The organism is Candidatus Frackibacter sp. WG13 (assembly GCF_900114655.1).
GTDB lineage: Bacteria > Bacillota > Halanaerobiia > Halobacteroidales > Acetohalobiaceae > Frackibacter.
Window position 1 is genome coordinate 41,559 of sequence record NZ_FOTT01000003.1, and the last position, 23,077, is coordinate 64,635.

Annotated in this window: 21 protein-coding genes and 2 tRNA genes; 17 read left to right on the forward strand and 6 right to left on the reverse strand. The window is 34.8% G+C overall.

Going from position 1 to position 23,077, the window contains the following annotated elements:
- Window positions 1-9: 9 nt before the first annotated feature.
- From BM077_RS02815 to BM077_RS02825, 3 genes are all read right to left on the reverse strand, one after another.
- A tRNA-Tyr gene (locus tag BM077_RS02815) sits at window positions 10-94 on the reverse strand.
- Between the two features lie 4 nt (window positions 95-98).
- A tRNA-Pro gene (locus BM077_RS02820) sits at window positions 99-175 on the reverse strand.
- Window positions 176-306: 131 nt separating this feature from the next.
- The gene (locus BM077_RS02825) at window positions 307-528 is read right to left on the reverse strand and encodes a NifU family protein (protein ID WP_089748168.1); all 222 of its coding nucleotides are present in this window, start codon (window positions 526-528) and stop codon (window positions 307-309) included.
- A 280-nt stretch (window positions 529-808) separates the two neighbouring features.
- Between BM077_RS02825 and BM077_RS02830 the strand changes: the two genes are divergently transcribed.
- The 4 genes from BM077_RS02830 (at window position 809) to BM077_RS02845 (ending at window position 5,535) form a co-directional block, all read left to right on the forward strand.
- Window positions 809-1,207 (forward strand): Fur family transcriptional regulator, encoded by a 399-nt coding sequence (locus BM077_RS02830; protein ID WP_089748167.1) that lies wholly within the window; start codon window positions 809-811, stop codon window positions 1,205-1,207.
- Window positions 1,208-1,418: 211 nt separating this feature from the next.
- Entirely contained in the window at window positions 1,419-1,895 is a 477-nt protein-coding gene (nuoE, locus tag BM077_RS02835) for an NADH-quinone oxidoreductase subunit NuoE (protein WP_089748208.1), read from the forward strand.
- Between the two features lie 13 nt (window positions 1,896-1,908).
- Window positions 1,909-3,711: an NADH-quinone oxidoreductase subunit NuoF gene (locus tag BM077_RS02840; RefSeq protein ID WP_089748166.1), complete on the forward strand. Its 1,803-nt coding sequence runs from the start codon at window positions 1,909-1,911 to the stop codon at window positions 3,709-3,711.
- A gap of 15 nt (window positions 3,712-3,726) precedes the next feature.
- The gene (locus tag BM077_RS02845) at window positions 3,727-5,535 is read left to right on the forward strand and encodes an NADH-dependent [FeFe] hydrogenase, group A6 (RefSeq protein ID WP_176941610.1); all 1,809 of its coding nucleotides are present in this window, start codon (window positions 3,727-3,729) and stop codon (window positions 5,533-5,535) included.
- A gap of 67 nt (window positions 5,536-5,602) precedes the next feature.
- On the opposite strand, the gene BM077_RS02850 is transcribed toward BM077_RS02845, so the two are convergent.
- Window positions 5,603-6,190, reverse strand: coding sequence for an acetate uptake transporter (locus BM077_RS02850; RefSeq protein ID WP_089748165.1), 588 nt, complete (start codon window positions 6,188-6,190; stop codon window positions 5,603-5,605).
- A gap of 485 nt (window positions 6,191-6,675) precedes the next feature.
- Here BM077_RS02850 and BM077_RS02855 point away from each other — a divergent pair, with 485 nt between their 5' ends.
- From BM077_RS02855 to BM077_RS02875, 5 genes are all read left to right on the forward strand, one after another.
- Window positions 6,676-7,074: a secondary thiamine-phosphate synthase enzyme YjbQ gene (locus tag BM077_RS02855; RefSeq protein WP_089748164.1), complete on the forward strand. Its 399-nt coding sequence runs from the start codon at window positions 6,676-6,678 to the stop codon at window positions 7,072-7,074.
- A gap of 29 nt (window positions 7,075-7,103) precedes the next feature.
- Window positions 7,104-7,865: a histidinol-phosphatase HisJ family protein gene (locus tag BM077_RS02860; RefSeq protein ID WP_089748163.1), complete on the forward strand. Its 762-nt coding sequence runs from the start codon at window positions 7,104-7,106 to the stop codon at window positions 7,863-7,865.
- A gap of 32 nt (window positions 7,866-7,897) precedes the next feature.
- Window positions 7,898-9,721, forward strand: a complete 1,824-nt coding sequence (gene typA / locus BM077_RS02865; protein ID WP_255361536.1) for a translational GTPase TypA — start codon at window positions 7,898-7,900, stop codon at window positions 9,719-9,721.
- Between the two features lie 11 nt (window positions 9,722-9,732).
- Entirely contained in the window at window positions 9,733-11,490 is a 1,758-nt protein-coding gene (locus tag BM077_RS02870) for an ABC transporter ATP-binding protein (protein ID WP_089748161.1), read from the forward strand.
- Window positions 11,491-11,607: 117 nt separating this feature from the next.
- Entirely contained in the window at window positions 11,608-12,789 is a 1,182-nt protein-coding gene (locus tag BM077_RS02875) for a pyridoxal phosphate-dependent aminotransferase (RefSeq protein ID WP_089748160.1), read from the forward strand.
- A gap of 2 nt (window positions 12,790-12,791) precedes the next feature.
- Here BM077_RS02875 and BM077_RS02880 read toward each other — a convergent pair whose 3' ends face one another.
- Window positions 12,792-13,271, reverse strand: a complete 480-nt coding sequence (locus tag BM077_RS02880) for a hypothetical protein (protein WP_089748159.1) — start codon at window positions 13,269-13,271, stop codon at window positions 12,792-12,794.
- A gap of 3 nt (window positions 13,272-13,274) precedes the next feature.
- The gene (locus tag BM077_RS02885; RefSeq protein ID WP_089748158.1) at window positions 13,275-13,586 is read right to left on the reverse strand and encodes a YtrH family sporulation protein; all 312 of its coding nucleotides are present in this window, start codon (window positions 13,584-13,586) and stop codon (window positions 13,275-13,277) included.
- A gap of 256 nt (window positions 13,587-13,842) precedes the next feature.
- Here BM077_RS02885 and BM077_RS02890 point away from each other — a divergent pair, with 256 nt between their 5' ends.
- The 8 genes from BM077_RS02890 to trpE all read left to right on the forward strand — a co-directional run bounded on the left by BM077_RS02890 (window position 13,843) and on the right by trpE (window position 23,073).
- A complete protein-coding gene (locus BM077_RS02890; RefSeq protein WP_089748157.1) occupies window positions 13,843-17,229 on the forward strand; it encodes a DNA polymerase III subunit alpha in 3,387 nt (1,128 codons plus the stop codon).
- Window positions 17,230-17,280: 51 nt separating this feature from the next.
- Complete coding sequence (locus BM077_RS02895; RefSeq protein WP_089748156.1) at window positions 17,281-17,766, forward strand: phosphatidylglycerophosphatase A family protein; 486 nt, start codon at window positions 17,281-17,283, stop codon at window positions 17,764-17,766.
- A gap of 41 nt (window positions 17,767-17,807) precedes the next feature.
- On the forward strand, window positions 17,808-18,788 hold the full coding sequence (locus BM077_RS02900) for a DapH/DapD/GlmU-related protein (RefSeq protein WP_089748155.1): 981 nt from the start codon (window positions 17,808-17,810) through the stop codon (window positions 18,786-18,788).
- Between the two features lie 143 nt (window positions 18,789-18,931).
- On the forward strand, window positions 18,932-20,008 hold the full coding sequence (locus tag BM077_RS02905) for an ammonia-forming cytochrome c nitrite reductase subunit c552 (protein ID WP_089748154.1): 1,077 nt from the start codon (window positions 18,932-18,934) through the stop codon (window positions 20,006-20,008).
- Window positions 20,009-20,158: 150 nt separating this feature from the next.
- The gene (locus BM077_RS02910) at window positions 20,159-20,638 is read left to right on the forward strand and encodes a COG2426 family protein (RefSeq protein ID WP_089748153.1); all 480 of its coding nucleotides are present in this window, start codon (window positions 20,159-20,161) and stop codon (window positions 20,636-20,638) included.
- Window positions 20,639-20,732: 94 nt separating this feature from the next.
- A complete protein-coding gene (mtrB, locus tag BM077_RS02915) occupies window positions 20,733-20,957 on the forward strand; it encodes a trp RNA-binding attenuation protein MtrB (protein ID WP_089748152.1) in 225 nt (74 codons plus the stop codon).
- A gap of 432 nt (window positions 20,958-21,389) precedes the next feature.
- Window positions 21,390-21,620: a hypothetical protein gene (locus BM077_RS02920; RefSeq protein ID WP_089748151.1), complete on the forward strand. Its 231-nt coding sequence runs from the start codon at window positions 21,390-21,392 to the stop codon at window positions 21,618-21,620.
- Window positions 21,607-23,073, forward strand: a complete 1,467-nt coding sequence (gene trpE, locus BM077_RS02925; protein WP_089748150.1) for an anthranilate synthase component I — start codon at window positions 21,607-21,609, stop codon at window positions 23,071-23,073. The genes BM077_RS02920 and trpE overlap by 14 nt, the downstream gene beginning before the upstream one ends.
- The last annotated feature ends 4 nt before the right edge of the window (window positions 23,074-23,077 follow it).

Below are 23,077 nucleotides of genomic sequence, written 5' to 3' on the forward strand. Positions count from 1 at the left end.
TATAAAAAATGGTGGAGGGAAAAGGATTTGAACCTTTGAAGGCATCGCCGGCAGATTTACAGTCTGCTCCCTTTGGCCACTCGGGCATCCCTCCTAAATGGTCGGAGCGAAAGGATTTGAACCTTCGACCCCCTGGTCCCAAACCAGGTGCGCTACCAAACTGCGCCACGCTCCGATGCAACAATATAAATTATAAATGATTTTTTCTTTATAGTCAAGAGGAAAATTGAAAAAAATTAAATTAATTAAGCTAAAGAAAAACCTTACTGGGAATTCCAGTAAGGTTTTAATTCTTTAAAATAAATTTTATTCTACAGACTCTACAGATTCTACTGCAGGAACTTCTTCCTTAAGTACTCTTTCAATACCATTCTTAAGAGTCATTTGAGACATAGGGCAACCGCCGCAAGCTCCTGTTAACCTAACTTTTACGACGCCTCCATCAATTTCAACTAATTCAACATCTCCACCATCAGCTTGTAGAGATGGTCTAACCTTATTTAAAGCAGCTTGAACTTCTTCTTTCAATTCAAGTCACCTCCTCCCAAAATAAACCTTGAATGCCAAGACTATTTCTAGTATATCAAAAATCAAATAAGTAATACTGTTAAATAGCTTACATTTCTAAAAAAATATTCTCAACAACTACTATTTCTTGATAGAGAATAATATTCCTTTTTAAATTAATGAAAAATATTTTAGAGATATGATTTATTATATTTTTTAGCTTTTGACAATTAGTGTTATGATTGATATAATTAAAATAGCAATTAATAATTATTACTATTAGCAAATAAAGGGTGAAAAAATGGGTAAATCTAAACCTAAAAGAAGAATGACAAAGCAGCGGAAGAAGATATTAGAAATTTTAAAGAGTACAGATACTCATCCTACTGCTGATTGGATTTATGACCAGGTGAAAGAAGAGATTCCTAATATTAGTTTAGGCACTGTCTATCGGAACTTAAATGTGTTAAAAGAGATGGGTAAGATTATGGAATTAAATTACGGTAGCTCTTATAGTCGTTTCGATGGCAATCCCAAAAATCATTATCACTTTACTTGTGTAGGATGTGGTAAGGTAATGGATGTCGATGAACCAATCCATGTTGAAATAAATCATAATATAGAAAATAAAATGGATTGTAATATCGATCATCATCGGATGGAGTTTTTTGGTCAATGTTCAGAATGTAAAAATGAATAGAATTTAGTTAAAGCACCAGGAATATTATTCTTGGTGCTTTTTTATTTTTAATTACTATATATTCTAATACAGAATATTTTTTAAAGGCTATGGAGATAATATTCAATGTAGATTATTAGGGAGGTGTAGTTTATTGGCGACTACAGAAGAGAAGATTAATACAGAGCAGACAGGAAATGAAATAGAAGGTCATGAGATAGAAGATGAAGCAATAGATGATGTTAAATTGACAGAAGAAGAGTTAAAAGAGTTGGAAAAAATTATAGAAGAGAATAAAGGGCAAAGAGGAGTTCTAATTAATGTTTTACATAAAGCACAAAAGATACTTGGTTATTTGCCAAGAGAGATACAAGTTCGAGTCGCAAGGGGATTAGATATTCCTTTTAGTAAAGTTTATAGTGTGGTAAGTTTTTATTCTTTATTTTCTACTAATCCTCGGGGAAAATATACTATAGAAGTCTGTACTGGCACGGCATGTTATGTAAAAGGGGCAGAAGATATTTTAAAAAAATTAAAGAATGAATTAGAAATAGAACCGGGAGAAACTACTGATGATAAATTGTTTACATTAGAGACTACTCGTTGTGTAGGAGCTTGCGGCATGGCACCAGTAGTTATAATTGGTGATGATGCACATGGGCGATTAACAGTAGAAGATGTACCAAAATTATTGGAGCAATATCAATAGAAGGAGGGAGAGTATGGCGCCTAAAGCTGAAATATTGGTCTGTGGAGGGACTAGTTGTTATTCTTCTGGTGGACCAGATATTTATAAGAATCTTATTGAAGAGTTAAAAAGAAAGGAGTTAGAAGAGAAGGTTAAGTTGACTCAAACGGGGTGCTTTGGTTTTTGTGAAAAAGGACCAGTAGTAGTAATTTATTGTGAAAAAGAGCCGAATGGGATCTTTTATTGTCAAGTTAAACCAGAAGATAGTGAACGGATCCTTAAAGAACATATAATAAATGGAGAGATTATAGATGACTTGCTTTATGAAGATCCAGAGACAGGGGCTAAAATTCCTGGGCATGAAGATATGGGCTTTTATAAGTATCAACAAAGAATTGCATTAAAGAATTGTGGACTTATTCAACCATATAAGATTAAAGAGTATATAGCCAGAGATGGTTATAGAGCATTAGGTGAAGCTTTATCTCATATGACGTCTAAGGAAGTCATTGAAATAGTCAAGACTTCAAAGATAAGAGGTAGAGGAGGCGGTGGGTTTCCTACCGGACTCAAGTGGGAGTTAACAGCAAAGGCTAAAGGTTCACCTAAATATGTAATCTGTAATGCGGATGAAGGTGATCCAGGTGCTTTTATGGATAGAAGTATATTGGAAGGAGATCCTCATAGTGTAATTGAAGGCTTGGCGATTGCTGCTTATGCGATTGGAGCAGAACAGGGATATGTATATGTACGAGCTGAGTATCCATTGGCAGTAGAAAGGTTAGAACAAGCTATTAAAGATGCTAGAGAATTAAATCTTTTAGGAGAAGATATATTCGAGACTGGTTTTAAATTTGACTTAGAGATTCGAGTAGGAGCAGGAGCATTTGTATGTGGCGAAGAAACGGCATTAATGCAGTCTGTACAGGGGGAACGAGGAGACCCGCGTTTTAAACCTCCTTATCCAGCCAACAAGGGTTTATGGGGACAGCCAACAGTGATCAATAATGTAGAGACTTTAGCTAATATACCAGGGATTATCTTGAATGGTGGTGAATGGTTTAGCCATATAGGAACTGAAGAGAGTACAGGGACTAAAGTCTTTGCTTTAGCAGGAGATATTCATAATACAGGATTGATTGAAGTTCCTATGGGGACTACTCTACGTGAAGTAGTCTTTGAGCTTGGCGGTGGGATTCCAAATAAGAAAGAATTTAAAGCTGCTCAGACTGGAGGACCATCCGGGGGATGTATTCCTAAGGAACATTTAGACATTCTTATGGACTATGATTCCTTAATAGAAGTTGGTTCGATGATGGGTTCCGGTGGATTGATCATCATGGATGAAGATACTTGTATGGTAGATGTAGCACGATTCTATTTGGATTTTACCCAGGATGAAGCCTGTGGGAAGTGTACTCCTGGTCGAGTTGGAACTAAGAGATTACTAGAGATGTTAAATAAGATAGTAGAGGGTGAAGCCGAACCTAATATTCTTGAAAAATTAGAAGCTTTGTCGAATCAAGTTAAGAAATCCTCTTTGTGTGGTCTAGGACAGTCAGCACCTAATCCAATTTTAAGTACGCTGCAATACTTTAGGGACGAATATGAAGCCCATGTATTTGAGAAGAGATGTCCTGCTGGGGTTTGTGAAGCATTATTAGATTATGTAATAGATGAAGAGAAGTGTAAAGCATGTGGATTATGTGCTGAAAAGTGTCCAGCTGCTACTATAGAAGGAGATAAGGAAGAAGGATATACTATAAATTCAGAAGCATGTAAAAGCTGTGGTATCTGTGAAGAAGAATGTCCTTTCGAAGCAATTACGAAAGGTTAGAATGGGAGGGATTAAATGTTGGTTACGGTAACGATAGATGGACAAGAAGTAGAAGTAAGTGAAGGAACAACAATATTGGATGCCGCTGATATGTTAGATATCGACATTCCGACTCTTTGTTACTTAAAAGAATTAAATGAGCCAGGAGCTTGTAGAGTCTGTTTGGTGGATGTAGAAGGTGATGCTAACTTTCAACCAGCTTGTGTTTATGAAGTTACAGACGGTCTAAAAGTTAGGACTAACACTCCGCAGGTTATAGAAGCACGCAAGAGAGTTATAGAACTTCTTTTGTCAGACCATCCTTTTGAATGCTTGACTTGTGTTGCTAATCAAAATTGCGAATTACAATCTGTAGCTAAGCAGTATGGTATTAGGGATTTAGAGTTTGGTGGGGAAAGAAATAAGTTTCCAGTCGATGATCTGTCGCCATCGCTAGTTCGAGAGCCAAGTAAATGTATCTTATGTAGACGATGTATTAGTGTCTGCGCTGAAATCCAGGAAGTGCATATTTATGATGTCATTGAAAGAGGGTTTGGATCAGTTGCAGCACCTGCTTATAACGAAAGCTTAATGGATACGCCTTGTATCACTTGTGGACAATGCATTATGGTCTGTCCAACTGGAGCGTTACATGGTCAGGACGATACGCAAAAAGTATGGGATGCATTAGCTGATGAATCTAAGCATGTAGTGATTCAGACTGCGCCTGCTATTAGGGTTACAATTGGAGAGATGTTTGGGTTGGAAATAGGTAGTTTAGTAACAGGACAATTAGTAGCTGCATTAAAGAGGTTAGGTTTCGATAAAGTCTTTGATGATTGTTTCGGTGCCGATGTAGTTGTAATGGAAGAGGGGCATGAGTTGATGGAAAGGTTAGAGAGTGGCAAGGATTTACCACAATTTACTTCTTGTTGTCCAGGATGGGTTAAGTTCTGTGAATCATTTTATCCATCAATGTTAGATAATCTGTCAAGCTGTAAGTCTCCACAGCAAGTCTTTGGAGCTTTAGCAAAAAGTTATTATGCTGAACAAGCGGGGATTGACCCAGAAGATATATTCTGTGTATCAACTATGCCTTGTGTAGCCAAGAAATACGAATCTCAGCGACCAGAGATGGATTCTAGTGGTCATCGAGATGTAGATGCTGTATTAACTACTCGAGAATTAGGTGAGATGATTAAGCAGATAGGATTAGATATTAAAAAACTGCCAGAAGAGGATTATGATGAACCGATGGGTTATGCCAGTGGGGCAGGAGTTATCTTTGGTTCTACTGGGGGAGTGATGGAAGCTGCTTTACGTACTGTTTATGAAAGGATAACTGGTGAACGACTAGAGGACTTTGAATTAAAATCAGTAAGAGGGAGAGACTTTAAAGAAGCTGAGATAGATTTAAAAGATGGTCGAAGCTTAAAAGTAGCTGTAGCAAGAGGAACGGGGAATGCTAGAAGATTAATTCACAGAATCATGAATGGAGAAGCCGAATATGACTTTATTGAAGTGATGGCTTGCCCTGCTGGAGGATGTGTCGGTGGTGGTGGACAACCGATCTATTCTGGGCGTGATAAATGGCTTAGAATGGTTGAAGATAGAGCCCATAGAGCTAAAGGTTTATTTGAAGAAGACGGACAGAAAGAATATCGAGTTGCACACGAGAATCCATTTGTGAAAAAATTGTATGATAATTATTTAGGTGATCCTCATGGAGAAAGATCTCAAGAATTATTACATACTAGCTATGTAGATAGGCAGTTATATACACATGAAGAAAGGTATAGTGATAAGAAAGGTGAGCCAATGAAGGTTGCAAAAAAGAATCATTAAAAAAGAAGCCCTTCCACAGAATTAGGAAGGGCTTTAAACTAATATATTAAAGAAATATTATGGGTTTTTAAGCACTAATATTATCTCTTTCACCAACAGGTAATACAGTTCCATCAGAAACAGAATTAATAACTTCCGCAGCTGATAGATACCAAGCAAGAGCAGCACAAACTAAACCTAAATAGCCACCCATTGTTCCAAACTTAGGATTTACTAAATCTCCTAAGCCTAATAAGAAGAAAGTAACCCATAAGGTTAAGAAGACCAACCAAAGAGTTCTATTAAGCTTGAATGTACCTATCCACATATAGAAAGTGAAGAATGCCCAAGCCATAAGCACTAACCCTACAGATACAGCACCACTTTCACCTAAAGATATCCATCCAAGTGCAAGTGAATACTTAAGTAAAGCAAAAAACATCCACCAAGCACCATAAGAAGTAAAGGCAGTAGCTCCAAAAGTATTACCAGTTTTAAACTCCCACATACCAGCCATAAATTGAGCTAAACCACCATAAAAGAATGCTAGTGAAAAAACAATTGCCTCCCCTTCTACTGGTAGAATACCAGCATTATAAAAACTAAGTACAAATGTAGTTAAAGCGAAACCTGCTAACCCTAAAGGAGCAGGATTTGCTATTTTAGTATCAGCCATTTTTAATCCCCCTTTGTATTCTAATAAATATTTTTGATTAAGCCTAAAAGTTAACCACTTAAACATGATAAATAAGATTAGAGAATGACCTAAAATAAATATACCATAATACCAGATATATTATTCCTATTTAAATTTCATACATATGTTATGATTTTTGTTATATCAAGGCGTATTTAAACAGTAGAATACTTGAAATTTCCTCCCTCCCTTCATCTTTTTTACTTTAATTCCTAACCATAATATATTATAGATGGAATTAAAGTTAAATAATTACTGTTGAATTAAATTATATAGCAAAATTGGATTAATGTCAAGAATTTTCTGAAAATTTTAATAATTAGATTAATAAAAGGTTTTTGTTAAATTATATGATGTATATTCTTAGTATATGCTAAAAAAAACTTAATGTGCAGGAATAATCTATTAGATTAAGAATTAATAGTTAGAAGTTCAGTTTAAAATATTGATAGAGGGGGAAAATTATGATTTATGAGCTACAAATTGGAACTAATGCTAAAACGGAGTTGTTAGACATAACTAGTAAAGTTCAAAAGCTCATTCAAGATATTAATTTTCAAAATGGGATTTGTACTATCTTTGTACCTCATACTACTGCGGCGATTACTATTAATGAGAATGCTGATTCTACTGTTAAAGAGGATATGTTAATGGAGTTAAATAAGGTGATTCCATTCAATGATAATTATCAACATTTAGAAGGTAATTCTGCAGCTCATATTAAATCAACCTTAGTTGGCTGTAGTCAACAGATAATCATTAAGGAAGGAAATTTAGTTTTAGGTACTTGGCAAGGAATCTATTTTTGTGAATTTGATGGTCCTCGTAAAAGAAAAATAAAATTAAAGTTGATTTCTGAGTAATATAATAAAAGTGATTAGGAGGAATAGAAATGTTAGTCGACTACCATACCCACCCAATTGGTCATGATGATGCTGATCATTCTAAAGAAAACTTGAGAAAGTTTGCTAAAAGTGCTCAAGAGAAAGGGATAAAAGAATTAGGGATAGCTGATCATAATCGCTATCATAAAGCATTTAAGTTTGATAATATTCAAGCTGTTAATGAAGAATTTACAGATGTTGAACTTAAAATAGGGATTGAGATGGATTACACACCATTACATGAAGGAGAAATATTTGACTTTTTAAATCAATTTAAGTTAGACTATGTTATTGGCTCAATTCATTATATTGATGATTGGATGTTTGATCATCCAGATTATGTTGATGAGTATGATAATTGGAATATTGATCAACTATATGCAAAATACTTTTCAAATATCGCTCAAGCAGCCGGTTCAGGTCTCTTCGATATTATAGGACACCTAGATCTGATTAAAGTCTTTGATCATCATCCGCAAGAAGATGTATTGAAGTATGCTGAACTTGCTTTACAAACAATTGCAGATCAAGGCCTCTGTCTTGAGATTAATACTAATGGACTTAATAAACCGGTTAATGAAATGTATCCGAGTATTCAATTATTAGAAAGAGCTTATGAATTAGATATACCAGTAACCTTAAGTTCAGATGCTCATTCACCAGAACGAGTAGGAGAAAAACTGGTAACAGCTAAGAAAATGTTAAAAGAGATAGGATATAATAAGTTAGCTACTTTTAAAAATCGTGAGTTAGAGCTAATTAATATGTGAAAGTAGTATATAAATAAAAGGAGATGTATTTATTGACTAAGTTAGATAAGAGGGAAAAGATTAGAAATATAGCAATTATTGCTCATGTTGACCACGGTAAGACGACTTTGATCGATGGCATGTTAAAACAGAGTGGGATTTTTCATAAAGAGAAGAATTTAGAAAAGAGAGTAATGGACTCTAATGATTTAGAAAAAGAACGAGGCATTACCATCTTATCGAAGAATACTGCGATAGAATATGACGGAGTCAAGATTAATATAATCGATACTCCTGGTCATGCTGATTTTGGGGGAGAGGTAGAAAGGATTCTTAAGATGGTAGACGGTGTTCTTTTAGTAGTAGATGCTTTTGAAGGTCCTATGCCGCAGACAAAATTTGTTCTTAGAAAGGCGCTAGCTTTAGATTTAAAGCCAATAGTGGTAGTTAATAAGATAGACCGCAGTGATGAGCGAGCTTATGAAGTGGTAGATGAGGTATTAGATCTATTTATTGAATTAGAAGCTTCCGATGAACAGTTAGAATTTCCAGTGATTTATACTTCGGCTTTAGATGGATATGCTAAGGAAAACTTAGATTTAAAGAATGAGAATTTAAATCCTTTATTTCAAAAGATAATAGAAGAGATTCCTGCGCCGAAAGGAAAGTTAGATGCTCCTTTGCAGATGATAGTAACTACAATTGAGTATAATGATTATGTAGGGAGGCTAGCGGTAGGTAGAGTTATGCATGGGAAGATAAAGAATGGCGAAAAAATAGCGATTTGTAAACCTGACGAAAGTATAGTTCAAGATAAGGTGAGTAATCTATATAAATATCACGGATTAGATAAGAAAGAGGTTGAAGAAGCTAAAGTAGGAGATATAATTGCTATAGCTGGATTAGAAGAAATAAATATTGGAGAGACGATTGCTGATTTAGAGAAACCAACGCCCTTGCCGTTTATTGAGATAGAGAAGCCAACGGTCACCATGGCTTTTACTACTAATGATAGTCCACTGGCTGGACAAGAAGGAGATTATTTAACTTCGCGTCATTTACGGAGGAGATTATTGAAAGAGTTAGAAAGTAATGTTGCTTTAGATGTAGCTGAGACAGATAGTGCTGATGCTTGGCAGGTTTCTGGTAGAGGAGGATTACACTTATCGATCTTAATTGAAACTATGCGTAGAGAAGGTTATGAATTTCAAGTTTCTAAACCGGATGTAATTATGAAGGAAGAAGATAACAAAAAATTAGAACCATTTGAAGACTTAGTAATTGATATTCCAGAGAAATTTATGGGAACGATTATGGAGGAAATCGGGAAACGAAAAGGTGAAATGCAGAATATGACTCATCTTAATGCGGGGAGGATTAGATTAGAATTTGAAATTCCAGCCCGAGGTTTAATCGGTTTTAGGTCAGATTTTTTGACTTTGACTAAAGGAGAAGGGATCCTAACCCATACTTTTTCACATTATGCTCCATATAAAGGAGAGATCCCTAAAAGGGAACATGGTTCTTTAGTAGCAGATAGAGAAGGAGAAGTAACTAAGTATGGAGTTTGGAATGCTCAGGAAAGAGGTACTATCTTTGTTGATGTAGGAACTAAAGTTTACCAAGGGATGATTATTGGGGCCCACTCGCGTGAAAATGATTTAGATATTAATATCTGTAAAGAGAAGAAGTTAACCAATATTCGTGCTGGCTCAGCCGATGAAGCAATTCAATTAACTCCACCTACTAAATTGAGTTTAGAACAAGCTTTGGAGTATATTGCTGATGATGAATATGTAGAAATAACTCCTAGCAATATTCGTTTAAGAAAGAAAGTTTTAAATAAGAAGCGAAGAATAAAGGCCCAAAAGAAATAGGGGGGGGTAGAATGGAAATCTTTAAGCGCTTCTTTAAGGAGTATCTTAAACCAGAGAAGAAAGGGTTAGCGATAGCTGTTATTATGATGTTCTTTGTAGCAGTTATCTCTACTGTTATTCCGCAGATGATTCGGTTAGTAATCGATAGAATAATTCCTCAAAAGGATTTTTCACTTTTAAACTGGGTTATTATTGGTTCGTTTTTTCTACTGGTAATTAGAAACTTATTAACTTTATATCGAGTAAAGTTGGTTTTTGTCATTTCACAGAAGGTTTTATTGGAGATTAGAAAGAGATTATATAGTCATTTACAGCATCTATCGCTATCTTATTATGAACAGAACCTAACCGGTAAGATAGCCTCTAGAGTGACTAATGACGTAAAAGATCTACAGCGGATGATTGTGGCTGGTTCTTCGCGTTTAATTCAGCAGTCATTAACGATAGTTGGAGTTATTATCTTTTTGTTTGTGATGAACTGGCGTCTAACTTTGGTTACAATGTCTTTATTTCCGATTATGCTATTTATAACGTCTAAATTTGGACGTAAGCTAAGAAAAGTAAATAAGAATATTCAACAGAAGATGGCTGATATGAGCGGTGTGTTACAAGAAGCAATTTCAGGGATGAAGATAGTTAAGGCTTTTGTTAACGAAGAGCACGAACTAAATAAATTTATGAAAGAAGCGGTTGAGAATAAACGTTTAAATATTAAACGAGGTAGTTTATATGCTAGGTTAGATACAAGTATTAACTTTACTTCTAGATCATCGACTTTAATTATTCTCTGGTATGGTGGGCTGCAAGTAATGAATCAGAACTTGACTGTAGGTGAGCTAGCTGCTTTTATAACTTATACTCAGATGTTATTTAGACCAATTATCAGATTAACTATGTTGAATAACATTATTCAGCAAGGTATGTCTAGTTTAGAAAGAATTTTTGAAGTATTAGACACCGAGGTAGAAGTTAAAGAAAAAAGTGGAGCTGTTGAGTTAATTGACTGTCAAGGAGAGATTATATTTGAAGATGTAAGTTTTAGTTATGCATCGGAAGAGGAAGTATTACATAATATTAATTTAGAAGTAAGTCCTGGGGAGATGGTAGCGTTAGTAGGGCCTAGCGGTGCTGGAAAGACGAGTATCATTAATCTATTACTCAGATTTTATAATCTTGATTCTGGTAGAATTAAGATTGATGGAGTAGATATTGAAGATTATACTTTGGATTCTTTACGACAACAGATGGGAATTGTTTTACAAGATCCGATTTTATTTAGTGGCACGATTAAAGAAAACTTAATTTATGGCTGTCCTGAGGCCAGTCAAGAAGAGATAGAAAGAGCAGCGAAGGCTGCTAATGCTCATCAATTTATTACTAATTTTCCTAATGGATATGAGACAGAGATTGGCGAAAAAGGGATTAAGCTTTCTGGGGGGCAGAAACAGCGAGTGGCTATAGCAATGGCCTTATTAAAAGACCCTAAAATATTAATCTTAGATGAAGCAACTTCATCTTTAGATTCGGAATCAGAAAGTTTGATTCAAAATGCATTAGAGAACCTCTATTTAAATCGTACTACTTTTGTTATTGCTCACCGCTTATCAACAATAGTAAAGGCTGATAAGATAGTAGTGATTAAAGAAGGCAAGATTAAAGAGGTAGGTAATCATAAAGAATTACTAGAAGAAGATGGGGTCTATAAGGAATTATACGATGCTCAGTTTAAGAAGGAAACATTATACTTAGACGCGGATCAGGTTTCTTAAATAAAATTTTATTTATTTTTAATTTTAAGCAGGAAATTTGTTGTTTAATAAGGAATTTTATTTTGAATGATGAAAGAGAATTTTAAATTTAGAAATTAGTCTAAGGGGAGGAAAGAGATGTATTTATCTGAGCGCGCCAAAGGAATAGATGAATCACCAACTTTAGCAATTAGTTCTAAGGCAAAAGAAATGAAGAATGAAGGGATTGATATTATTGGTTTAGGAGCTGGAGAACCTGACTTTGACACTCCAGAACATATTAAAGCAGAAGCAATCAAAGCAATCGAAGAAGGCTTTACTAACTACACTCCTGTAGCTGGAATTAAAGAATTAAAGGAAGCTATCATCAAAAAATTAAAGTTAGAAAATGATGTAGAGTATAAGCTAGATGAAATTATAGTTTCTTCTGGTGCTAAACATTCACTTTATAACACTTTACAGGTTATCTGTGATGATGGTGACGAAGTTATTGTACCGGCTCCTTATTGGGTGAGTTACCCACAACAGATTAAATTAGCCGGTGGAGAACCAATAATTTTAGAAACTGATGAAACTAATGGATTTAAATTAGAATCAGAAGCTTTAGAAGGACAGATTACAGATAAAACATGTGCTCTTATTTTAAATACGCCGTCTAATCCAACTGGGGCGGTATATACTGAAGAAGAGCTGAAAGAGATTGCTAGAATAGCAGTTGAGAATAATATTTACATTATAGCTGATGAGATCTATGAAAAGATTCATTATGGTCAGAAGCCAGTAAGTATAGCCAGTTTTGGGCAAGAAGTTAACAATTTAACCATTTTAGTTAATGGTGTTTCTAAAGCTTATTCGATGACTGGTTGGAGGATTGGATATGTAGCTGCTAAAGAAGAGATAGTAGATGCTATGTCTAAATTGCAGAGTCATAGCACCTCTAATCCTAATTCCGTTGCCCAAAAAGCAAGCGTAGCTGCCTTAGAAGGCAGCCAAGAACCAGTAGCGGAAATGTTAGAAGCTTTTAAAGAACGAAGAGACTACATTGTCGAAAGAATAAATAGGATTAACGGATTATCGGCTAGAACGCCACAAGGCGCTTTTTATCTTTTTGTAAATGTTAAGGAGCTAATTGGAAGTAAGATTAAAGGGGTTAAAATTATAGATGACCAAAAATTAGTCGAATTCTTATTAACTGAAGCTAAGGTGGCAGTAGTTCCTGGGAGTGCATTTGGGGCTCCGGGTTATTTGAGGTTATCTTATGCTACTTCATTAGAGGATTTAACTGAAGCTTTAGATAGAATTGCTGATTGTTTAGATTGAATTTAATTTTGACTTATATTAGTTGCTTTAACTTTAACGATAGTTTCTTCCTGTAGGAGTAACCAGATTAAATCTATTTGGTAGTTTGTGTCATCAATAATTATTACTCGGTCGTCAACTGTATTACTGATTAAAGTACCGTCTATCTTATTCATTTGGCGACCGATAATGCTATTTAAAATTTCATATAGTTTTGATTCTAGTTCTTGTTTGATATGTTTATTCTCTTCAGTTTCAACCACAATCTTTATTTTTTGTACTACCTTCCACTTTCGACTTGATAGGCTTTCTTCTAACTTCTTCAATTCTTCATTTTGGTTCTTGATTTTACTGTTTAATTCCCTATTTTTATATATTAAGTTATCTATTTCGTTGGCTACAATTAAATTTAATATTAAAGCACCCATAATGAATCCCAATATAAATGAAGCAATTAATTGCATTAATTCAGCTTTAGTTAAACTTAAAAATCTAAACTTCATATCTTATTTGCCCCCAGTTAAGACAGTAATAATCCAGATTCCTAATTGAGCACCTAAAAAAGCAACAATTAGAATTATTAGTTGTTTAACTACTAAGGATAATTTTCCTTCCATAAAACCGCCTTCTAAGACTCTTAAGTTAGAAAAAGTACCACCAATAGCAGTAGCTACTGCCCATAATTTGATATCTTCTGCTAATTCAAACATAATTTTAATAGGAGACTGTTTGGTTAAAGTTCCCCCAATACTTCCGATTAATGCTCCTCCCAATAGAACACCGAGGGAAGTAAAGAAAACAACAACTATCTTTTGCATAATATCACCTGCTTAAATTGTTAATAATATATATTTATATAAAAATATATTTAGAACTTGGTTATCTTGTATAAATAAGGACAATTAATTTTAAGCAGGATTTTTAGGTGGTTAGCTTGAATAACTATATATATTGGGGTTAATAGAGTTATATCAAAAAGAGAAGAAGTTAATGCCAAAATTTGATATATATTGATGTTATATAGGCTTAAATTGGGAATAATAGTCTTTAATTATGGATAGAGGAGGGCTGGCAGTGACTGATTTTGTTCATCTACATGTTCATACAGAGTATAGTCTTTTAGATGGAGCAGCTAGAATTGAAGAATTAGTTAGTCAAGCTGCTGCTTATGATATGCCAGCTTTAGCTATTACAGATCATGGTAATATGTATGGAGCAATAGAATTTTATAAAGAGGCTAAGAAACAAGGTGTTAAACCGATTCTTGGTTCGGAGGTTTATGTAGCTCCTCGAAGTAGATTTAGCCGTGAAGGGAAGAAGGATGAAAAGGCCCATCACTTAGTATTATTAGCTAAGAATAATCAAGGATATCAGAATTTATTAAAGTTAGTTTCCTTAGGCTTTTTAGAAGGGTTTTATTATAAACCCCGGGTTGATCGTGAGTTATTAACAGAATATAGTGATGGTCTAATCTGTTTAAGCGGCTGTTTAGCTGGCAAAGTGGCTAAAGGGGTCTTAAATGAACAGATTGAAGAGGTTAAAGCGACGATTGAGAGTTATCAAGATATTTTTGGTAAGGATAACTTCTATTTAGAACTACAGGATCAAGGTCTACGTGAAGAGAAGATGGTTAATCATGAATTGTTAAAGCTAAGTAAGGAATTAGATATACCAGTAGTAGCAACTAATGATGTTCATTATTTAAAAGAAGAAGATGCTCAAGCGCATGATGTACTGTTATGTATTCAGACTGGAAAGAATTTGTCTGATGAAGATAGAATGAAGTTTCCTAATGATCAGTTTTACTTAAAGAGTGGAGATGAAATGGAGACTGTTTTTGCAGATGCTCCACAGGCCATTAAGAGTACTTTAGAGATTGCTAAACGATGTAATGTAGATTTAGATTTTGACCAGATCTATTTACCTCATTATGAAGTTCCTGCTGAACATGATTTATCTTCCTATCTGCGAAATTTATGTTTGACGGGAGCAGAAGAGAGATATGGCGAAATTACTGAAGAGGTTAGAGAAAGGTTAGATTACGAGTTAGAAATTATCGAAGAGATGGGTTATCCAGCATATTTTTTGATTGTTTGGGATTTTATTAAGTATGCTCGTGAGGAAGGGATTATGGTGGGGCCAGGGCGAGGAAGTGCTGCCGGAAGCTTGGTCTCCTACGTATTAGGAATTACTGATTTAGATCCACTAGAGTATGGGTTGATCTTTGAAAGATTTCTTAATCCTCAGCGGGTTAGTATGCCAGATATAGATATAGATTTCTGTTATCAACGACGAGATGAAGTTATTAATTATGTAACAGAAAAGTATGGTCAGGAGAAAGTGGCACAGATTATCACTTTTGGGACTATGGCAGCAAGAGCAGTAATTAGAGATGTAGGTAGAGTTTTAGATTTGCCGTATGGAGATGTAGATAAGATAGCTAAACTGATTCCATTTGGAGCTAATTTAGATGAGGCTTTAGAAGCTTCGCCAGAATTAAAGTCGATCTATGAAGAAGAGCGAAGAATTAAGCGATTAATCGATTATGCTCGTCGACTAGAAGGATTACCTCGTCATGCTTCAACCCATGCTGCTGGAATAGTAATCTCGAAAGAAGAATTGACTGATTATACTCCTTTACAGCAGAATAAAGGTGAAGTTACTACTCAATACCCAATGAATGATTTAGAAGAGATCGGTTTGTTAAAGATGGATTTCTTGGGGTTAAGGACATTAACTGTTATTAACAATACCTTAGAAATAGTTCAAAGAACTCAAGGTATAGAGCTAGATTTAAGTGATATTTCTTTAGAAGAGCAAAAGACTTATGAATTGCTCCAAACTGGTAATACTGAAGGGCTCTTTCAAATTGAGTCTAATCTATTTCAGAGGTTAATTACTGATTTGCAACCGACAAAGTTTGAAGATTTAATTGCCTTATTGGCCTTAGGACGACCAGGACCATTAGGGAGTGGGATGGTAGATGACTTCATTCAACGCCGCCATGGTGAAGCTGAAATAGAGTATCTGCATCCAGACTTAGAACCGATTTTAAAAGAGACTTACGGTGTTATTGTCTATCAAGAACAAGTAATGAAGATTGCTAATGAAATAGCAGGCTATAGCCTTGGCGAAGCAGATATTTTAAGAAGAGGTATGGGTAAGAAGAAACCAGAATTGCTTAAGAAACATCGACAAAAATTTATTAGTGGAGCTTTAGATAATGGCTATTCAGAAAAGCTAGCAAATGATCTATTTGATTTAATGGAGTATTTTGGGGGATATGGTTTTAATAAATCTCATAGTGCTGCTTACGCTTTAGTTTCCTATCAAACAGCTTATCTTAAGAATTATTATCCTGTTGAATTTATGGCAGCATTGTTGAGCAGTGTTATGGGAAATAGTGATAAAGTGGCTCGCTACATTGAAGAGTGTAGGCGGATGGGAATTGATATTCTGCCTCCAGATGTAAACGAAAGTGAAGTCAGGTTTACAGTAGTCAAAGGTAAGATTAGATTTGGTTTGGAAGCTGTTAAGAATGTAGGTCAGAAGGCGATTGAAGAGATAATTGATACTAGGGAAGAAGGCGATTTTGAATCAATCTTTGATTTTTGTGAGAAGGTCTCCTTAGGCAAGGTTAATCAAAGGGTGATTGAAAGTCTAATTAAAGCTGGAGCTTTTGATTCATTAGGTGCGTATCGTTCTCAATTATTAAAGGCTTTAGATAAACTCTATGAACAATATCGTCAAATTCAAAAAGAAAAAGAGAATGGACAACAATCTTTTATGGATTTTTTAGATGATGATCAATTTGTTAATGACACTTTAGAACTACCAGATATTAAAGAATATAGTTCAGAAGAGTTATTAGCCATGGAACGGGAATACTTAGGGCTATATATATCTGGACATCCAATTGATAAATTTCAGTCTTTATTAGATAAATATGAGCCACTCTCGACTTTGCAGATTAAAGATTTAAATGATGGAGAAGAAGTGGTAATAGCCGGAATTATTAGTGACTTAAATCAGATTGTTACTAAGCATGGTAAGAAGATGGCATTCGTCCAATTAGAGGATAGGGTTGGTCAAATTGAAGTAGTTATCTTTCCTAAATTATACAATAACTCAGGAGAATTATTAGTTCATAATGACTTTCTCTTGGTAAAGGGAAAATTAGACCGAAATGAACAAGTAATAAAAGTAATTGGAGAAAAGATAGAAGGGCCACCACAAAAAAGATTATATTTGAAGATAAGCGAGATAGAGATAGAAGAATTAAAAAAAATGGCACAAATACTGAAAAATTGCCCGGGGAATATGTCAGTATATATCGTTGCTGATCTTGAAGAAGAGAAAGTACTGCTATCAACAGCTGATAAGTTTTCTGTTCAATTCAGTGAAGAACTAGAAGAGAAATTAAAGGCAATTAATGGAATCGATGATTACATTTTGGATTAAATAAACATATATTATATTAAATAATAAAAAGAGTAAAGGGAGGGGAATTTAATGAAAGAGATAGTAATTAAGTCATTAAAAGATAGAGGTGTAAAGATAAAAGATATTGCTAAGATTGCTTATGATTTACAGGTGCCTTATAATCCAGATTTGACTTTAGACGAATGTATTATTAGTGTTGAAAAAGTATTTGAAAAGAGAGAGGTCCAGTATACAATTTTGACCGGTATCGCTTTAGATAAGTTAACAGAAGATGGGGTTGTTGAAGAACCTTTATCTAGTATTATTGAAACTGATGAACCTTTATACGGGATTGATGAGAGTTTAGCGATGACTATTGCTAATATATATGGGACAATTGGGATTACTAGTTTTGGCTATTTAGACAAAAATAAAGTAGGAATTATGGAAGAATTAGATAGTAGCAAAGATAATGTGAATACTTTTTTAGATGATATTGTAGCAGGGATTGCTTCTGCTGCTTCGGCTAGATTGGCTCACCATCATCGCAATCAAGAACAAGCAGATATTTCATAAATTATAATCTAAAATTTAATAGCCGGATTGGAGGGAAAGGTTTGGAGAAATATCAAACGGATTATTATAAGGTTGTAACTACAGTTGGCGGAACTTTAAGTTATAGATTAAGAGAAAGATTTTTAGAATTTGATTTACATTATTCCGTTAAGGTCATTAAAGGGCCAGAAGGTCGTAAAGTTGAATTTGCAGTTGTAGTTAAGAGAGATATGTTAAATAAGACATTAGAATTGATTAAAGAAGTATGTATTGATCCGATAATAACAATTCTACCTGTAGCAGAATTTAAAGATCAGAAAAGCGAAAGAGAGATTCGGAAAGTAACTTTGTTGGATGGAGCAAGTGTTAGTTCATTGGCAGAACTTTATGATGGAGTTTTTCTTGATAAAGGTAGTAGAGTAGTAGGAAATGCAATTTTGCATGAAGATGTAACGATAGGACAGAATACCTTCGTTGGTACAGGTGTCATTATTAGGACCGGTACTACTATAGGTGATAACTGTCATATTGGAACCGGGGCTATTATTGGAGATAATGTTCAAATCGGAGATAATGTTAATATTGAAGAGAATGTCACGATTAGAAGTGATGTAAAGATAGGTGATAATGTATCGATTGGTACAGCAGCTAACTTAGAGAGTAATATAACTATTAAGAATAAGATTAGGATTGGACCTTTGGCTAGAATTTTTAATGTAGGACGTAAGAGAGCAACTATAGAAGATGATGCTGATAGAAGAGTAATTTCTACAGTGATTGATAATGGAACTTTTATTGGTAGTGGAGCCATAGTAGGAGGTAAAGTAGGGAAGAACGTAATGGTTGGTTCTAATGCGATAGTACACACAGCTAGAATAGAGCATGGGGTAACTATTGGTTCAGGAGCAGTAGTTCCGTTTGGTAGGGAAGTAAAGTCTGGATTAACAGTTATTGGTTCTCCAGCACAGCCAATTAAAGATTATAAAAAAGAAAAGAAACTACTTAAATTATTAGAAAAAAAGTATAAAGATGAGCTTGAATGATTTGTGCCTCCATATATTATTGTGGAGTCTTTTTCACTGTATTAATTAAAAAATAGCTTAGAAGCTAATAATATATTAGATTTGATTTATAATAAGTAATGTAGATTTATTTTACAAAATTACATTACATAGGGGTGGAATTCATGAAAAAGTTTTTATTAATCGTATTAACCTTAATCATGGTATTATCTTTAGCAGCATGTGCTGGAAATCAAAATGCTAATGATAATAATGCAGCTGAAGATAATACAAATAATAATGCTGCTGAGCAACAAAAGCAACAAGTTCAAGAAGATGAAGAACTAGGTGACTTAACAAAAGTCAGATTAATCTCTGAAGACTGGAAAGAATCTGGTCATCAGTATGCTATCGTCGATGTAGCCGAAAGAGGAAAGCCATGTTCTAATTGTCATGATGGAAATGGATTTAATGCCCAAAATAAAGAAGAGTTTAAGGCAGAGCATGTTACAGGGATTGATTGTCAAGCATGTCATAGCGATGTAGGTGCAGAATTAATTAAAAATGGTGAAGTTGAGTTGCCATTTTTAGATGAGCCATATGAAGCTGGAAGAGGTGCTGTTTGTATGGCGTGTCATAATGGTAGAAGGAATCCATCAGAGCTATTTGAGGATTCAAAAGCCAACCAATTAGAGAAGTTTACTTATCCTCACTATAGTATGGCAGCTGCATTGCTTACTGGGAAAGGTGGTATGGAAATACCTAGAGAGGAATATAGCACTTCATCTGGACATCCCGGTCTAGACAATACATGTGCAAGCTGTCATATGATAGAAGCTGAAGAAGGATATGAACAACATACTTTTGTAATGGAAGAGGAAGCTATTGAGCAGGTATGTAGCAAGTGCCATTCTGATATTGACACATTTAACTTAAATGGATATCAAGATGAGACGAAAGAAAGATTAGAAAAATTAAAGAAAGCAGTTTTAGAAGCCACTGGTGCTGCTGAAATTGATTCATATCACGGAGGGTTTTTATTTAAAGATGAAAATGGGGAAGAAATTAAGGATATCCCACATGAAGCATATGTTGCTGCCTATAACTGGAAGCTAGTAAAAGGAGATGGCAGCTATGGTGTTCATAATCCTAAGTACGCTAAAGATTTATTAGAAAAATCATATGAATTTTTAACTAATGGAACTACACAAGGTGAGGATACAAAAAATAATGGAGATGATAACCAAGAGAATAATGAATAGAGTTAATTACTTTAAAGAGGAAGCTTTTAGCTTCCTCTTTTAGATTCTTTTAATACTAAAAAAGGTAAGGAAAAAAATATATAGAATACTATCTATATAGATAATATTAAGCGAATAGAATAAGAGTATAATTAAGTGGAGGTTAAGAATTTGGAAGAATTATTTATTACTTTAAAAGAGTTAGTGTCTAAAGAGTTTGCTGTTTTTATTGCTGCCATGCTACCAGTAACCGAGCTGAGAGCTTCTATTCCGTTGGCAATCTCATGGGGGTTGAGTCCAACTAAAGCATTTGTTCTGAGTGTTATTGGGAATGCAGTTCCGGTTATACCTTTATTATTTTTATTAGACCCAGTAACTAAATATTTAAGGAGGATAGAATTATTCGATAGATTTTTTTCTTGGTTATACGCTAGAACTAGGCGTAAAAGTGACAAAGTAGATAAATATGGAGCTATTGGTTTAATTTTATTTACAGCTATTCCCTTACCGACAACTGGAGCTTGGACAGCATCTGTAGCAGCTACTATCTTTAAAATTAGATTTAGGTCTGCTTTTCCAGCAATTATTACAGGTGTTCTAATTGCTGGTGTAGTAATTACTCTTTTAAGCACAGGGGTTAGCCATTTCTAAAGTTTTGCTTGACAATAAAAAGAAAGTATATTATCATGAGTGTAACAGGTTTTAGTACTTATATATAGACATTGACCCAGAAAGGGGATTGATAATGGAAACGCGCATAGATGAAGACTACGTAGTAATTAAAGCTTTAGAAGACGGGGTTACAATTATCGGTTTAACTCGTGGTAAGAATACTAAATTTCATCATACTGAAAAGTTAGATGAGGGAGAAGTAATGTTAGCTCAATTTACAGAGCATACTTCGGCAATTAAGATTAGAGGTAAAGCAAAGATTATTACTGAACATGGCGAAGTGGAGTCTGACGGTTAATTTGATAAATTGATTAGTTGCTAGTTTAGTCAAAAGATGAGAGTTGGGAAGAGTTGAGTATAGACAATTAAATATTAAGAGATGAGTTGAGTTTAGTTGAGTTTAGTTGAGTTTAGTTGAGTTGAGATTAGATTAGGAAGAGAATTCTTTAGTATGATTCTGTCATAGGTATATTATGTCTAATTTAGAATTTATAGACATGGTTAATTATCTATATTCAGAGGTGAATTAGTGCATCTATTCATATTAAAGATGATGATTAATCTATGAACCAACGAATATAAGCCAGGCTCAATTGAGCCTGGCTTTTTCTGGTATGGAGGTGGTAAATTAATTCGATTAGAAGTTAGCGGCAAGGAGTGCTAAGAAGCACAAAGATAATTGCTAACAGTTAATATAAGTAGTTTGAGATTAGAGAGGAGTTGAGATGAGATGAGTCAACCTGCTAGAGAGTTATATCCTTTGGTAGGGCGTAACAAGGAGTTAGAGAAGAGTATAATTCAGATTGACAGAGTTAAAATTGGTGATAGTAAGCCGGTGATTATGGCAGGACCTTGTGCTGTTGAAAGCAAAGAACAACTATTTACTACAGCAAAGGTCGTTGCAGAAGCTGATGGCGTATCAGAAAGCTTTAGGAAGGAAGTTGGAGATGTATTATCCTAAAAAGGAAGAATTCATAACTAAAGCTGAGGAAGGAAATTTAATTCCGGTCTATTGTGAGGTAGTAGCTGATATGGAGACTCCGGTGTCGGCATTTAAGAAGTTAGGAGATACTGAATACTCTTATTTGCTCGAGAGTGTAGAAGGAGGTCAGAAGGTAGGACGTTACTCTTTTATTGGTGGTAAGCCATTCTTGACTTTTAGTTATCAAGATGGAGTGGTGACTATTGAGAAGAATGGAAGTATTGAAGAGTATAATACTGACCATCCATTAAAAGAGTTAGAAGATATCCTGGCTAAGTATCAACCAATGGAACTTGCTGATTTACCAAGATTTTATGGTGGGGCGGTTGGATATTTAGGTTATGACCTAGTTACTTCATTTGAAGAAATAGAATTAATGGCTTCATCAGGATTAGATATTCCAAATAGTCTATTCATCTTGACTGATACTATCTTAATCTTTGACCATGTCAAGCATAAGATCAAGATAGTGGCTAATACTTTGGTGGAAGATAATCCAGAGGAAGCTTATCAGCAAGCAATCAATAAGATTAATAAGATTAGAAAAAGGCTTAAAGTTGATTCTAAAAGCTCGTTTGCGTTAGCTAATAATAAGCAGCCAGAAAATATTGAATTTAAGTCTAATATGAATCAAGAAGAATTTATGCATAAAGTAAAGCAGGCTAAAGAGTATATCAGGGCAGGGGATATCTTTCAAGTCGTTCTTTCACAAAGATTAGAGGCAGAGATAACAGTTCAACCTTTTGAAGTCTATCGGGTATTACGACGGATTAATCCATCGCCTTATATGTATTATCTTAATTTTAAAGAGCTACAGTTGGTGGGAGCATCACCAGAAATGTTAGTTCGAGTCGAGGATGGAGTCGTAGAGAATCGACCGATTGCCGGGACGAGACCTCGAGGAGCGACAGAAGATGAAGATAAGGAATTAGCAGAAGAAATGTTAAATGACAAGAAGGAACGAGCTGAACACACGATGTTAGTCGATTTAGGCAGAAATGATGTTGGGAGAATCAGTAAATATGGTACTGTAGAAGTGGATGAATTTATGGAAGTAGAAGAGTATTCACATGTTATGCACTTAGTATCTAATGTAAATGGGGAATTACGAGATGATCAAAGTGGGTTTGATGCGCTTCGTTCTTGCTTTCCTGCTGGAACAGTCTCTGGTGCTCCTAAAATTAGGGCAATGGAGATCATAAGCGAGTTAGAACCGACTAAACGGGGGCCATATGCTGGTGCCATCGGTTACTTCAGTTTTAATGGTAATCTCGATAGCTGTATTACGATTAGAACTATGTTATTCAAAGAAGATAAAGTTTATGTGCAAGCAGGAGCTGGAATTGTATTTGATTCCGACCCAGCAGCCGAGTATCAAGAGACCTTGAATAAGGCGCAGGCTTTATTAAAGGCGATTGAATTAGCTAGTTGAGAGT